Below are 13882 nucleotides of genomic sequence, written 5' to 3' on the forward strand. Positions count from 1 at the left end.
CATCATTCAAACATCTTTATGCTCGGCGGCGAGAGCTATCGACTGAAGCAGAAAACATCCAGTTAGCAAAGAATGGGTGGGTCAATTTTATTGGCCAATAGTGGGTCAAAAGTAATGGCCATTGACACTCCACGTTGTCTGCTCAGGCATGCCCTCAGGAAAACGTGGGCAGTGCGCTGGCCATACAAAATAGCATCGGCTTCTCGCTCACGCTTGTTGCAATCTGGCTCGTGACAAGCCTGTATGCCAGCCTGGGCGCCCACGCAACATGGATCCTGCTGCCTGGACCGTTGATCGGCCTGTGGGCCATGCGAGGACTTGTGTACAGGCGTCGTGGACGTCTAGATCTGTAAGGTCAGTCGGGGCGTCCCGAATTCATCGCCACGCCACTATGCGCAGGGACTGAGCATTGCCACGTACCACACGCCACGAGACCCTCTACTGTCTTGTGCAGCAGGTCTTGGACTTTGATTGCTGCGATCGACATCGGCAAGGTTGCCGATCTGCCGGAGTAAATGGACCGGGTCATCCTAGGGTTTTTGAGCAGGGAATCATTACGAAATCCCGCCATTAATAAAACCGCTCGGTACATTAGTCGGCAAGACTACTCTTTGAGTTGCTGTTTACCGGGCGCTCGTTCAATGCACAAGAGGCCGCATCGCTCGGACTGGTGTGTCGTTTGACGGAAGACGGACAGGAACTTGAAGGTGCGCGGGTTCTCGCTCAGACCATATGTGGCAAATCCGCCGAAGTTGTTCGCATCGGGAGGACTGCATTTATGTACGCCAATGACAACGGCTATCGCCTAGCGGTTTCCGCAGCAGCGGACAGCTTCTGCAAGGTGGTGGCAACCGACGCAGCAAAAGAAGGCATTGCAGCCTTTGTGGAAAAGCGAAAGCCGATCTGGTAAGACTATTGCGGTCCTCGACGGACCATCCGGACGGGTTTGATATCGCTGCATCAAGAAGAAAAATTGGCACCTTTCTTGGCTAGTTAAGTTCTCACGTCCCACGAGGATCTTATTGTTGGAATACAAGTACTGTTATCCTTGGCGTTCACCGAGCAGCGCAATGGGTTGTCGATGCGACCAGCCAGTTTGCGCATGCTATCCATCAGAATCACCACAGGCATGCGCAGGCGCTTGACGAGCAATGACCAACATCGCAACAGAAGGGCATGAGGAAGAAGAAGGCGCTAAAGCCTGCGGTGGATGCCGCTCGGGCGAGCCCATGGATTTTGATTTCGACTATGCCTTCCAACCTATAGTCGACATGGATGATCGCTCGATCTATGCGCACGAAGCGCTCGTTCGCGGACCTAACGGTGAAGGAGCAATGTCGGTACTGTCGCAAGTGAACGAGGCGAACCGCTATCGCTTCGATCAGGCATGCCGGGTCAAGGCCATTACAACGGCTGCGCGACTCAATATCCGCGAGCGGATTTCCATTAATTTCCTGCCCAACGCCGTGTACAAACCTGAGGTGTGCATCCGCAGTACGCTGGAAGCCGCCCGCATGCACCACGTCTCGTTGGATCGAATCATTTTCGAGGTGACCGAGGGCGAGCGCGTACAAGATGGGCCATGGTTCACCACAATACTGCGAGAATACCAGCGTTGCGGATTCCTGACAGCCATCGACGATTTTGGCGCGGGCTATGCCGGGCTGACGCTACTGGCTGATTTCACACCTAATCTGATCAAACTGGATATGGCTTTGGTGCGAAATATCGAGCAGAGTCATTCCCGGCAAGCGATCGTAAAAGGCTTGCTGCATACTTGCCAGGATATGGGTGTAACGGTGATCGCCGAGGGTATTGAATCGACCGGCGAGCGGGATTTCCTTTATGAGGCCGGTGTGCGCCTGATGCAGGGCTATTTGTTCGGTAGACCTGCTTTTCAGGCGGCCGGGACAGTGGACCCGGCCGCCTGGAGCAAGTAAGGGTCAGCCGGGCCGAGACGTAGCGCACTGGGACGTATGACCCATGCCTGCCCGGAGGCAGCTTACCTAAAATATCCCCGTCCATCGACGGGAGAACACTATGCGCAGGCGGCTTCTTATTCTTCTGGCGCTTGCGGCTTGCGCCCTATCGTATAACGCCCATGCGGATCTCATCGTCTGCAATAAAAGTCCCACCAAGGCAATATCCGTTGCGCTTGCTTACCAACGCGGCACATTCATTACCACGCCCTACTATGTCAGCGGCTGGGAACATATCACCCCAAGCCGGTGCGAATTCATGGGTCGAGGCGACGTGACGGGAAGCCAGTTTTGGCTGCATGCCGTCTCGGAAAATACTATTTTGCCTCTAGGTTCACGCCCGCAATTCACCCGTCTGCATGCATCGGATCAGGAGTTCTGCATCGCCGACAACGATTTTGAATATGAAAGCCGCGGAGCTGGTGCAACACACGACTGTGCCGAAGGTCGGCGCCTGGCGACTTTCCCCATCACGATCTGGCATACGTCCGACCTTACCGATCTGACCATTGATATCAATCCCGATGATTTTGTACCCCAAGCCTCCAGCCAGGGCAGCGGACAAGGCCCCAAGCTGCCTGACTTATACGGAACCATAGGCAGGACCGACCTCGCCGTCTATACCAACAGGTTTGCGAGCACAGAGGCCGAAGGAAGAGCATCGGTTCTTGCGAATTGCCGCGCCAACAGCTTTGGCGCCAATGATCCGTGCGAACCCATACGGTATTCAAGCTTCAAGAATCAATGTGCCGCCATGGCATTCGCGCCAAACAGTGGAGTATTCTGGGTCTTGCGTGGGGAGCCCGATTGGAGCGAACAGAAAACAGTCAGCGTAGCGCTCGAAGAATGCAATAAAAAAGACGGTGGACAAGGCTGCGCCAAAGCCGCTTCGGTCTGCTCAACCTACACCGCCTTATCCGCCCAGAAAGCGCAACAAGACGCACAGGCCCAACAGCAAATATGGAACATGCTCGGTGGGGCCTTGCGCGGTTTAGGGTGGTGAAGCCAGCGTCTCGACGCCGTCATTGCTCTTATAAACCTATTAGGTTAATATCAGTTCCATGGAGAAAGGCACCCCGCACACCAAGCTCGATCGTGTAAAGACACTTGTGCGAGACGGAAAGATCCGGGCCACATTCTCTTCCATATCCGATGCGGCAAAGCTAGGCATGAGTGTCGCCGATATGGGCGCAGTCATAGAGGCCCTTACCATCCAGGACTTTTACAAGAGCATGACCACGCACGCCGATCACCGGATCTGGCAAGACGTCTATCGGCCCCACACTGCGGCAGGCCCCGTCTACCTGAAGCTCACCGTGGTGAAAGACGTGCTAATCGTTTCATTCAAGGAGCTATGACCATGAAATGTCCTATTTGTGGCGGCGCCGAACTGATCTTCACTATCCGCGACCTTCCCTACAGTTACAAGGGTCACAACACAACCATTAACGGCATCTCGGGCCACCACTGCCCTGCCTGCGACGAGTTCATACCGGAGCAGACGGAGGGCGAGCGCGTCAGCGATGAAATGCTGTCCTTTAACCGTTGGGTGAACGAGCAGGCCGGCCTGCCTCAGAAGGTGGCGCGTGTCCGCAAGAAACTCAAGCTAAGTCAACGCGAGGCAAGCGACATATTCGGTGGCGGCGTGAACGCATTCTCTCGCTATGAGCGTGGATACGCTACGCCGTCGGTTGCGCTAGTCAAACTACTGGACGTGCTTGAGCGTCACCCCGATCTGCTGCATGAAGTGCGCGAGTCCAAGGTCGACGACGTCCACTTCGTGCATACGTAAGGAAATGGGTTGTCCCGGTCATGAAAGAGTGACTTAAGTGCCAGCACGCGCATGCCGAATTTGGCTGCGGTCACCGCCCAGAGAACCGGTTCAATCCCCCTACTTCTGGTCCTTTTTCAGGCAATCCGTCATGCAGCGGGCGTTCTGCGTATCTGGACGATCATCGACATAAAAACCGTCGCGATTAGGCATCTTGACCTTCGGCAGGCTTTTCGCATCAAGCGACGCATTCTCGTCCAAAATACCGTTCATGTGCAGGACGTAGGCAGTCACGCTGTAGACCTCGTCATCGGTGAGGCTTTGCGGTGCGGTAAAGGGCATAGCGCGGTGGATGTAGTCGTAGAGCGTCGTGGCGTAGGGCCAGTAGCTACCCACCGTCTTCTTAGGCTTGTCAGTGGCAAGGCTGTCCTGCCCGCCGACCAGAGCCGGCCAGAAGGCCACCCCTTTCAAATCCGCACCATGACAGGAAAGGCATTGTGCCTGGTAAACCTGCTTTCCCTGCATGACCGTACCCGAACCAGGCGGCAGGCCATTGCCGTCCGGCAGCACGTCGATGTGCCAGCCCGCGATTTGTTCGTCGGTCGCCGGTGTACCCAGCCCGTAGCCTTCTTGCGCCCCGGCGGCACCCACCGACAGCGCGGCCAACCCGGTCAACCCGGTCAACAAAGCAAATTTAAGCGCGCCCATTGGTCAACTCCCCGTTTGCACCCACACGCCATGGCTGGATGGAATTATTGTGATAGAACGACACTTGGCCGCGAGCTTCGGTAAGCTGTTCGAGAGTAGGCTGCACATAGCCGGAAGTGATTAATCAGGGCTATCCAGCCAAGCTCGACCACGTATTTGCCACGGGGGAACCCTTCATCGGACGCGCGTTGCCGATTCAGTTACAGCGCTTGGCCGATGGTCCTTTAGAGCAGTGCTACATCGACCTGATTTATCAGCCCATGCGAGACCCACAGGGGAAGATTATGGGCATCTTCGTCCAAGGACACGATGTTACCGACGTCCATGAACTCGCTCAGGAAGTTTCTTACCAGGCTGCTCACGATTCCTTGACAGGACTGTACAACCGCCGGGAGTTCGCGAAACAAAGCCGCAAGGTTGAAGGGATTACTGGGCCTCATGCCTTGTTGTACTTGGACTTGGATCACTTCAAATCGTTAATGATCGGGGTGGCCATGCTGCGGGCGATGCGTTACTGATACAAGTGGCTGCGGTTCTGCGACGACACATCAGGACGTCAGACTTGCTAGCGCGCTTGGGTGGCGACGAGTTTGCCTTGATTCTCATCGGCTGCACGGAGGAAGACGCCCTTGAGTTGGCGCATACGCTGCTCCGAGAAATTCGCAACATTCCATTCATTTGGAACAAGCGTCGCTACAGCACCACCCTGAGCGCCGGTCTTGTGAGATTTGGCGATCTCCAGTCCCTCTCGTTTAATGAAGCTTTGAGCTTGGCGGATGTTGCCTGTTTTCTCGCTAAGGAAAAGGGCCGGAACCGTGTCCAAGTTAGCTGTGCCAGCGACCTGGAGATCACCCAGCGCCAGCGAGATATGGACTGGGCGGACCGCCTTAAGGATTCCCTCCGAGAAGACCGGGTTGTACTGCATGCGCAGCGCTTTACCGCCTTGCAAGCCCGGCACCAAGATGGTCTCGAGTGCTGCGAAGTGCTGGCCCGCCTACTGGATACCGAGGGCAATCTGGTCGACCAGGGATTTAGCTTTGCGTTGGACGATTTCGGTAGCGGCATGTCTTCTTTTTCTTACCTTGAGCAGCTCCCCGTCCAGTACATCAAGATAGACGGCGAGTTCGTCAAAGGTATTTTGACCCGTCCGGCAGGAGCCGCCATTGTGGAAGCTGTGGTGAAAGTCGCCCGTGCCATGAACATCCTTACGGTCGCCGAGTCGGTCGAGTTTCCTGAGTTGCTTCCCCACCTGCAAGCATTCGGCATCGACTACGGCCAGGGATTTGTATTGCATCGGCCAGAGCCGCTTTGACGTCCTCCTCGCCCTCAGCCTAGGGCTGCCGCGGCTAGCGCGGGAAGGACGAGGATTCCCGAGCCACAACAGCTCGGGGTTCCTTTTGCAAGACGGCCACGTCCGGCCGCTAGAATGTTTTTGGCCGCCGGTGCTTCACGAATCCGACAGCCGCCTCGATACAAGAAGTAGAAATAGTCCCGCAACGGCTAATACTAGCCCAATAGTGAATCCAAAATGTGTCGGCCTTACCTATGAGCCGTCTTGGCATCCCTCAGCCGTAGTTATTTCAGAATATCGACTTTTCCGGACCGCTTGCGAGGACTCCCAAATTTTCGCGCACGTTGTGGCGGCCTATCAGAGCCGATCGATCTTTATTTTTTCGCTTATCGGTATACATCGCAACATCAACGTCTTGCATCAACTCTTCCACGGATGAGAAGTGCGAAACCTGAACAATCCCTAGACCTGCCGAAAGATCGATGGACTCTTCTGCCACCCTAAGGTTTTTCAATGCTTGTTTTAACCGTTGTGCAATCTGCTGGGCAACGTGCTCGTCCGTGGAAGGCAGCAGGATCAGAAATTCATCACCACCCCACCGGGCTAAAACGTCCGCGGACCGGGTTGCATCGCGCAGATTCAGAGCCGCCGCTTTTAGGATTGCATCTCCGAACTTATGACCCCGCGTGTCGTTGACATTTTTAAAGTCGTTCAAATCTAGCATCAGAAGCATTGATGGCAACGCAGCAGATGTCACACTCTCAATTTCCAACTCAAGTCGTTTTTCGAAGGCGCGTCTATTCAGAAGCCCTGTCAGGTGATCCTGATAAGCGTGCGAGTGAAGATCCCGACGCATCAAATCCAGCTCCTGTATAGCTTCACGTTGAGTGAACTGAAGGCGTCGCGTTTCCAGAAGCCGCATGACTTGCCTGCGTAACAGATCGAGGGACTCGACTTGTTTCTCCGTCAGAGTCCGAGGACGGTAATCAAGGACACACAAGGTTCCAAGAACGTGTGGACCCGATTTGAGAAGAGCACCCGCGTAAAAACGAAGATCTTTATCTCCAGAAGACACCAGAGGATTGCTCGATGTCCGGCAGTCCGCCTGGGTGTCTTCAATCACCAGAATATCGTGTTCAACCAGCCCATGCTGACAAATTGAAATATCAATGGCTGTTTCGCGGATGCCCAGGCCGATTTCTGCTTTGAACCATTGGCGCTCCTGATCTATGAAGTTTATTACGGCGATGGGAGCATCACAGATCGTGGCGGCTAAAAGGACAAGCTCATGAAACGCCTCTTCGTATTCAGTGTCTAGAATTCGGTAGCTTGCCAGCGCCCTCAATCGGCGTCTGTCGTTAACGGCAGAATCAACGTGCTGAAAATGATTTACTGAATCCAATCGAAAGCCTTTGAGACGCTGGTGTATGTCTCGAGTAACGCACTCCATTTGCTGTTAGCTAAGTGGGACGTGCACGACCAGAGCACCTTCGCGCTGGGAAAACATACCAAAAAATCATCCCGAAGGGTGGCTTTTAGCTACATGCGTTTGAACTGATTACGCATAGCTTTGTCGATTATACCTTCCTTGTGAAGAGCGCAGGCTACGGCGAAGGGCCTGCGCCCGATGCGGTTAACGGACGTGCCGTTGAATGGGATCCAGCCTATCTAGAACTCATAGACCGCTTTTCTCTCGATGGATCCCGGCATTTGAACATTTCGGTGCTTCAAGGAAGAAATAAGGCAATCTCTAAGACCTTGCAGTCGGGAATGTTGTGCGTAGCTCTACTGGCCGACAGTCTACGGGTTCCAAAATCAGCCACTATTGAACAGGTAAAACGCCACCAAGGTACTAGAAAACCAAAGAAGGACTATGTGCAAGTACGCTTCAGCGTCTGGCTTACTACCGTATCGAAACTGACGATCGAGCGACGGCGCAGAGCGCACTTGAACGCGCCAAGGCGAGCGATTGCGGATATTGGAAGGAAGGGGGGACTGCTGGAACATACGTAACTCCGTGGAGATGGAGTACCGTATAAAAAGACGTCGGCACCTTGGAGCACGATTGGAGCATAAGGCCATTTCTTATGCTCCAATCCCCCGCAGCGAAAAACAAAAGGCCCCGTAAAACAAGGGCCTTTTATCGAAGGAACTGGTCGGGGCGACATGATTCGAACATGCGACTCCTGCGTCCCGAACGCAGTACTCTACCAGGCTGAGCTACGCCCCGATTCTAATGAAGCTTGGCGCCGGCCATCGTGTTGACAGACCGTCCGGCACCAACGGGATTCAATGATCGCGGTCCACCGCGAACGTACAAAATTCTATCAAAGATTCTTGATGCACGGAAATAGGGAAACCGGCCAATGAGTGGCGCGCAAGTTCAGCCTCGGCCACCGCTGCGTCACGGGTATATTCCAGGGCGCCGGTGTCGCGGATGGCCTGTGCCACCGCCGCAAAATCGGCGACGCCCGTGCGGATGGCGTCCTGGATCAGTTGCTTCTGCGCGCTGGTGCCGATTTCCATGACGCGTATCAGCGGCAAGGTGGGCTTGCCTTCACGCAGGTCATCGCCCACATTCTTGCCCAGAGCATCGACGTCGCCGTTGTAGTCGAGCACATCGTCGATCAATTGGAAGGCGGTACCTATGTGGCGGCCATAGGCGGCGGCAGCTTCTTCTTGTTCCGCCGTGGCACCGGCCACGATGGCGCCGACCTGGGCGGCCGCTTCGAAGAGCTTGGCGGTTTTGTAACGCACGACCTGCAGATAGCGCTCGAGCGACACATCAGGATCGTGGACATTCAGCAATTGCAGTACTTCGCCTTCTGCAATGACCGTCGTGGCGGCGGAGAGCACCGACATGGCGGGCATGGACTGGGACTCCACCATCATTTCAAACGAGCGCGAGTACAGGTAGTCGCCGACAAGTACGCTGGCCGCATTGCCGAACACCGCATTGGCCGTGCTGCGTCCGCGGCGCATGTCGGACTCATCGACCACATCGTCATGCAGCAAGGTGGCGGTATGAATGAATTCAACCACTGCCGCGAGCAGGTGGTGGGTAGTGCCTTGGTATCCCAGAGCCTTGGCCAACATAAGCACCATGGCCGGGCGCATGCGCTTGCCGCCGGCACCGACGATATAGTCTCCTATCGTGCGTATCAGGACGACATCGGAATCGAGGCGCTGGCGTATGACCGCATCGACCGCTTTCATGTCGTTCGTAATAGGGGCAATCAACTCGGTAAGATTCAAGGCACGGTCCGGCTTAGGTAGGTGTTGATAAGATCGGCGGGTCAAGCTTGGGATTATACGTGACGGGAATTTACCCAAAGCCGTCATTACTGGCCGCAAATTGGCGATAATGCTCGATTGTTTACGATTTATCACGGAGATTGCTTGTGACATCCACTGATCTGAGCACGCTCATCGGTCGCGCCGAACGCGTTCTGGCGCAACTGGAAGCGTGGCTTCCCCCTGCTCCGCCGGAAATAGACTGGACGGCTCACGCCTTTAGATGGCGTAAGCGCGGCGCGCGTGGATGGCTGGATGCGGTCGCGCACGTGTCGACGATCAATCAAGAAGACTTGCAGCACATCGAGCGCCAGAAAGGCGTGATCGATCGCAATACTCGGCATTTCCTGCACAAGAAGCCCGCCAACAACGTACTGATGACCGGCGCGCGCGGCACGGGGAAGAGCTCGCTGGTCAAGGCCATGCTGGCGTCATACGGCGACCAGGGCCTGCGCCTTATCGAAGTCGACAAGGCCGACATGGGCGATCTGGGCGACATCGTGGACCTGGTCAGCACACGCCCGGAACGCTTCATCATTTTCTGCGACGACTTGTCTTTCGAGGAAGGGGAACCGGGCTACAAGGCGCTGAAGTCGGTGCTGGACGGGTCCGTCAGCGCTTCAGGCGACAACGTATTGGTCTACGCCACGTCCAACCGCCGCCACTTGATGCCGGAATACATGAGTGAGAATCTCAGCGCCAAGCATCAGGCAGACGGTGAAATCCATCCCGGCGAAACGGTTGAAGAAAAAATCTCGCTCTCCGAACGTTTCGGGCTCTGGCTGTCGTTTTATCCGTTCAAGCAAGACGATTATCTGGATATCGTTTACTACTGGCTTAACGAGCACGGCTGCTCGGCGGATGATATCAAGGCTTCGCGCACGGAGGCCTTGCAATGGGCGCTGGAGCGCGGGTCGCGGTCGGGCCGGGTGGCGCGGCAGTTTGCGCGCGACTGGGCGGCCCGTCATGCATGAGGCTGCGTCGGCGGCGCAGGCACCTGATTCCAAGCTCTTCATTGATGTCGCCGCAGGCTTGATTACGCGGCCCGATGGCTCGCTGCTGCTGGCCGAGCGCCCAGTCGACAAGCCTTGGGCTGGATGGTGGGAGCTGCCGGGCGGCAAGATAGAAGCAGGCGAAAGCGTGCTGGACGCGTTGGCGCGCGAACTCAAGGAAGAGCTGAACATCGATGTCACCGAGTCCACCCCGTGGATCACGTATACGCATGAGTATCCCAAGAACATCGTGCGCCTGTCCTTCTGCCGCGTCACGGGCTGGACCGGCGAACCGTCCGGTATGGAAGGCCAACGGCTGGCCTGGGTTGATCCGCATCAAACACTGCCGGTAGGCCCATTGCTGCCGGCAACGGAGCCGCCATTGCGCTGGCTGAGGCTGCCCGATCACTACCTGCTGACATCCATAGGCAATCACACCGGCCTGGATTCCTTTCTTGAAAAGCTGGGGACCGCCCTGCACAAGGGTGTGAAGCTCGTGCAGTTCCGTGAACCCGCCTGGGCAGCTGCCGGATCACCTGCCGACGTCTATAAGGCGTTTCAACAGGTGGCGCAGCGCTGCCACGACGCCGGCGCGCGTTTCCTGATTAATAGCTGTCATCCCGAAGAGTGGTGGAAGCACGCGGACGGCGTGCATTTCAGGGCAGGCGATGCAGGTTCGGCCGCGGCGCTTGCCTATGCAAGCGCAATGAAGGCCTCTACGGCAGCTCCAGCCGAGCCAGCGGCGGCACCGGCAAATACAAGCACTTCATCCAGACACCTTATCGGCGTATCGGCCCACACGGCAAGCGATCTGGCTGCCGCGCAGGCACTCGACGCGGATTTTGTCGTGCTGGGACACGTGCTTGCCACGCCGTCGCATCCCGATGTCGCCGGCATGGGCTGGGAACGGTTTTCCGACTTGGCCGCACAAGCCGGTCGGCCTGTTTTCGCCATTGGCGGCCAATCGCCGCGCACGATTAAAACGGCGCGCCAGTACGGTGCTCATGGCATCGCGGGGATTCGGTTCCTGGAAATCTGAATGATGGCTCTTCCGCCGGCGATGCATAATACGGGAACTTGCCGCATAGGTTGAAGATGTACTTGGATAAACGGCTCAAGCCAAAGGCCCTGTTATGACCGACAACACGCCGTTAATCACCGAATGGTTGGCCGGTCAGCATGAAAACATGCTGGCGCTGCTTGAAGACCTGGTGAACATAGATTCCAACAGCTACGACAACGCAGGAGTCGTAGCCGTGTTCGAACGCCTCCAGACATTTTTCGGCACGTTCGACGTGAAGGTTGCCTGGCACGAGCACAAAGGCGTGAAGAACGCTATTTCGGTGAAAATCCCAAGCCAGCAGAATCCGGATAAAAAAGCCATCATGCTAATGGGCCATTGCGATACGGTCTATCCCAAAGGCGAAACACAAAAACGTCCTTTCAAGATGGATGGAAAACGTGCCTATGGGCCAGGCGTCGCGGACATGAAGTCTGGCATTGCAATGAACGCTTTTATCCTGGCCGCCTACGCCAAGTTCGGGGGCACCCACTCACCACTTGTGGGCCTGTTTACCAGCGACGAAGAAATCGGGTCGCCGACGTCCAAATTCATCATTGAAACGTTCGCCAAAAAGGCAGGCACGGTATTCAACTCCGAGCCTGGCCGCGCCAATGGCGACGTCGTCACGGGTCGTAAGGGCGGCGTGTTTCTCGAACTGGACGTTTTCGGCAAGGCAGCCCATTCCGGCGCCAACTTTTCTGAAGGCATAAGCGCCATCAACGAGCTGTGCCTGAAAGTCATAGAGCTAAACAAACTCACTGACTTAGAAAAAGGCATCACGGTGAATGTAGGCCTGATTTCAGGCGGACATTCGATCAATACCACGGCTCCTGATGCGCGTGCCGGGATTGATTTGCGCATTTTCAATCTTGAAGACCGTGAGAGCGCCGTGAAAGCCATCACGGCCATTACACAGCAAAGTTTTGTGCGAGGGACCAGATCGGAACTGAAGATCATCGGAGAATTCAGGCCTTTCGTGCCGACCTCTGCATCGACGCAGCTTTATCAACTCTACCGCGAATCACTACAAACGCTTGGTCATGATGCCGGTGGGCAATTCAGCGGCGGCTGCGCTGACTCCGGTATTACGTCGAGCCTGGGATGCACAACTCTGTGCGCGACGGGCCCGGTAGGCGGCAAGCCGCATACACCCGATGAATACATGGAGATCAATACTTTCGTCCCAAGGTCTCAAGCTATTGCGCTGACCATCTCGAAATTGCCCGCCTGATCTCTCGTACCGGGCACCCGGCTGAATCAAAGATCGGCCGCCCCAGCCGCCTCCCACCCACCACCCAGCGCAGCGATCAATTGCACGCTGGCGACCAGCCTGTCGGCCGTCAGCTGCAATGCCGCCCGTTCGGTGCTGAGCGCCGTCGTCTCGACCTGCACCACGCTCAGGTAATCGATCAGGCCGGCGTCGTACTGATTCTGGGTCAACCGCAGCGACTCACGGGCCGAGGCCAGCGCGCGGCCTTGAGTGACCTGCTCCTGACCCAGCACATGCAATTGCACCAGGTAATCTTCCACTTCCCTGAGTGCTGTGAGCACGGTCTGGCGATAGGCGGCTACCTGGGCATCGTACCCGGCCCGCGCCTGGTCCAGCTGCGCCTGCCGGGCGCCGCCATCGAATATCGTCAACGCCAATGCAGGGCCTAATGACCAGAAGCTGGCCGGCGCCACGAGCCATTGCGCCCATTGTCCACTGCGAAAGCCTGCCTGCGCGCTGAGTGTCAGATCAGGAAACCAGGCTGCCTGGGCGACCCCTATCTGGGCGTTCGCTTCGGCAGTACGACGTTCCGCCGCCGCCACGTCAGGACGCCGCTCCAGCAATTGCGAAGGCAAACCGACCGGTATCACGGGTACGGTCCCCAGGATCTGGGATGCATTCAAGGCAAATGCCGACGGCGGCTGCCCTGTCAGCACGGCAATGGCGTGTTCCAGCTGGGCACGTTGCCAGTCCAGCGCCAGCAACTGGGTACGGGTATTTTCCAGCTGCGTGCGTGATACCGCCACATCGGCCGGCGCCGCAATACCGGCCGCAAGGCGGTTCATCGTCATGGTGAGGGATCGCTCGTAGGCCTCGACCGTCTGGCGCAACAGGCGCTGCTCGGCATCCATGACACGCAAGCGGAAATAGGTCTGCGCCAACGTGGACTGCATGCTCAATCTGGTATTGGCCACATCGGCTGCCGAGGCCTCGAGGCCGGCGCGGCTGGACTCCACGCCGCGGCGCACCCTGCCCCACACGTCGGCTTCCCAGCTGACATCACCGCTGAGCATATATTGATTGACCACCCTATCGCGGCCAAAGGAATCGGAACCGGTACTGATTCGGTCCTCGCTGCCGCTACCGGAGCGCGTGCCGGATGCCGATGTGCCTACCGTAGGAAACAGGCCGGATCGCGTCGACTGCAACAAAGCCTGCGCCTGCCGGTACTGGGCTTCGGCCTGCGCAATACTGAAATTCGACGTTTGCAGCGTGTCCATCAAGCTGCTGAGGACGGGATCGTTGAACAATTGCCACCAATCGCCGCGCAACGCCTGATCGCGGGGCTGGGCCGGAACCCAGCCGGCATTGGCCGCCGGAATGGGGCTGGCATCTTGCCCGCCAGCCAACCCGCCTTGGGTGGCAGACGTCGCTTGCTTGTAGGCCGCACCCACTTCCATGCCGGGCCGGCGGTAGTCGGGGCCGACCGTGCAGGCGCTCAGCAAGAGCAAGACGCCGCAGGCCGCCCACGGCAGGAGTCGTGGCGTCGTAGAGGTGTCAGGTGATGCGGACAT

The 13882-nt window shown here is 56.9% G+C and carries 12 protein-coding genes, 1 tRNA gene and 1 pseudogene; 9 read left to right on the forward strand and 5 right to left on the reverse strand.

Annotation, left to right across the window (positions count from 1 at the left end; translation table 11 throughout):
* Positions 1–616 precede the first annotated feature (616 nt).
* The 5 genes from CR159_RS15760 (at position 617) to CR159_RS15780 (ending at position 3771) form a co-directional block, all read left to right on the forward strand.
* Positions 617–910: an enoyl-CoA hydratase/isomerase family protein gene (locus tag CR159_RS15760; RefSeq protein WP_102074929.1), complete on the forward strand. Its 294-nt coding sequence runs from the start codon at positions 617–619 to the stop codon at positions 908–910.
* A gap of 241 nt (positions 911–1151) precedes the next feature.
* A complete protein-coding gene (locus CR159_RS15765) occupies positions 1152–1940 on the forward strand; it encodes an EAL domain-containing protein (protein ID WP_102074930.1) in 789 nt (262 codons plus the stop codon).
* A gap of 100 nt (positions 1941–2040) precedes the next feature.
* Positions 2041–2982 (forward strand): DUF1036 domain-containing protein, encoded by a 942-nt coding sequence (locus CR159_RS15770; RefSeq protein ID WP_102074931.1) that lies wholly within the window; start codon positions 2041–2043, stop codon positions 2980–2982.
* Between the two features lie 58 nt (positions 2983–3040).
* Positions 3041–3337, forward strand: coding sequence for a type II toxin-antitoxin system MqsR family toxin (locus CR159_RS15775; RefSeq protein ID WP_102074932.1), 297 nt, complete (start codon positions 3041–3043; stop codon positions 3335–3337).
* A 2-nt stretch (positions 3338–3339) separates the two neighbouring features.
* Entirely contained in the window at positions 3340–3771 is a 432-nt protein-coding gene (locus CR159_RS15780; protein WP_102074933.1) for a type II TA system antitoxin MqsA family protein, read from the forward strand.
* 99 nt (positions 3772–3870) lie between these two features.
* Here the strand turns inward: CR159_RS15780 and CR159_RS15785 are convergent, their stop codons facing one another.
* Positions 3871–4458: a c-type cytochrome gene (locus tag CR159_RS15785; RefSeq protein ID WP_199173338.1), complete on the reverse strand. Its 588-nt coding sequence runs from the start codon at positions 4456–4458 to the stop codon at positions 3871–3873.
* Positions 4459–4742: 284 nt separating this feature from the next.
* Between CR159_RS15785 and CR159_RS22350 the strand changes: the two are divergent.
* Positions 4743–5770 (forward strand): annotated as a pseudogene (locus tag CR159_RS22350) (diguanylate cyclase).
* A 268-nt stretch (positions 5771–6038) separates the two neighbouring features.
* Here the strand turns inward: CR159_RS22350 and CR159_RS15805 are convergent.
* From CR159_RS15805 to CR159_RS15815, 3 genes are all read right to left on the reverse strand, one after another.
* Positions 6039–7151 carry a GGDEF domain-containing protein gene (locus CR159_RS15805; RefSeq protein ID WP_158238550.1) on the reverse strand — a complete coding sequence of 371 codons (1113 nt, stop codon included), beginning with the start codon at positions 7149–7151 and terminating at the stop codon, positions 6039–6041.
* 751 nt (positions 7152–7902) lie between these two features.
* Positions 7903–7979: transfer RNA gene (locus CR159_RS15810), tRNA-Pro, on the reverse strand.
* Between the two features lie 59 nt (positions 7980–8038).
* Entirely contained in the window at positions 8039–9004 is a 966-nt protein-coding gene (locus CR159_RS15815) for a polyprenyl synthetase family protein (protein WP_102074937.1), read from the reverse strand.
* Between the two features lie 146 nt (positions 9005–9150).
* Between CR159_RS15815 and CR159_RS15820 the strand changes: the two genes are divergently transcribed.
* From CR159_RS15820 to CR159_RS15830, 3 genes are all read left to right on the forward strand, one after another.
* Positions 9151–10017 (forward strand): ATP-binding protein, encoded by an 867-nt coding sequence (locus tag CR159_RS15820; RefSeq protein WP_102074938.1) that lies wholly within the window; start codon positions 9151–9153, stop codon positions 10015–10017.
* Positions 10010–11074, forward strand: coding sequence for a Nudix family hydrolase (locus tag CR159_RS15825; protein WP_102074939.1), 1065 nt, complete (start codon positions 10010–10012; stop codon positions 11072–11074). Before CR159_RS15820 ends, CR159_RS15825 begins: the two co-directional genes overlap by 8 nt.
* A 94-nt stretch (positions 11075–11168) precedes the next feature.
* Positions 11169–12329 (forward strand): M20 family metallopeptidase, encoded by a 1161-nt coding sequence (locus tag CR159_RS15830; RefSeq protein ID WP_102074940.1) that lies wholly within the window; start codon positions 11169–11171, stop codon positions 12327–12329.
* A gap of 26 nt (positions 12330–12355) precedes the next feature.
* On the opposite strand, the gene CR159_RS15835 is transcribed toward CR159_RS15830, so the two are convergent.
* Complete coding sequence (locus CR159_RS15835; RefSeq protein ID WP_102074941.1) at positions 12356–13882, reverse strand: efflux transporter outer membrane subunit; 1527 nt, start codon at positions 13880–13882, stop codon at positions 12356–12358.

Origin of the sequence: Pollutimonas subterranea (genome assembly GCF_002849655.1) — a bacterium.
Taxonomy (GTDB): domain Bacteria; phylum Pseudomonadota; class Gammaproteobacteria; order Burkholderiales; family Burkholderiaceae_B; genus Pollutimonas; species Pollutimonas subterranea.

Excerpts from the sequence above, each read along its gene's own strand:
- CR159_RS15765 (WP_102074930.1), top strand. The coding sequence starts at position 1,152 with ATGACCAACATCGCAACAGAAGGGCATGAGGAAGAAGAAGGCGCTAAA.
- CR159_RS15770 (WP_102074931.1), top strand. The coding sequence starts at position 2,041 with ATGCGCAGGCGGCTTCTTATTCTTCTGGCGCTTGCGGCTTGCGCCCTA.
- CR159_RS15775 (WP_102074932.1), top strand. The coding sequence starts at position 3,041 with ATGGAGAAAGGCACCCCGCACACCAAGCTCGATCGTGTAAAGACACTT.
- CR159_RS15780 (WP_102074933.1), top strand. The coding sequence starts at position 3,340 with ATGAAATGTCCTATTTGTGGCGGCGCCGAACTGATCTTCACTATCCGC.
- CR159_RS15785 (WP_199173338.1), bottom strand. The coding sequence starts at position 4,458 with ATGGGCGCGCTTAAATTTGCTTTGTTGACCGGGTTGACCGGGTTGGCC.
- CR159_RS15825 (WP_102074939.1), top strand. The coding sequence starts at position 10,010 with ATGCATGAGGCTGCGTCGGCGGCGCAGGCACCTGATTCCAAGCTCTTC.
- CR159_RS15830 (WP_102074940.1), top strand. The coding sequence starts at position 11,169 with ATGACCGACAACACGCCGTTAATCACCGAATGGTTGGCCGGTCAGCAT.
- CR159_RS15835 (WP_102074941.1), bottom strand. The coding sequence starts at position 13,882 with ATGTCCGCATCACCTGACACCTCTACGACGCCACGACTCCTGCCGTGG.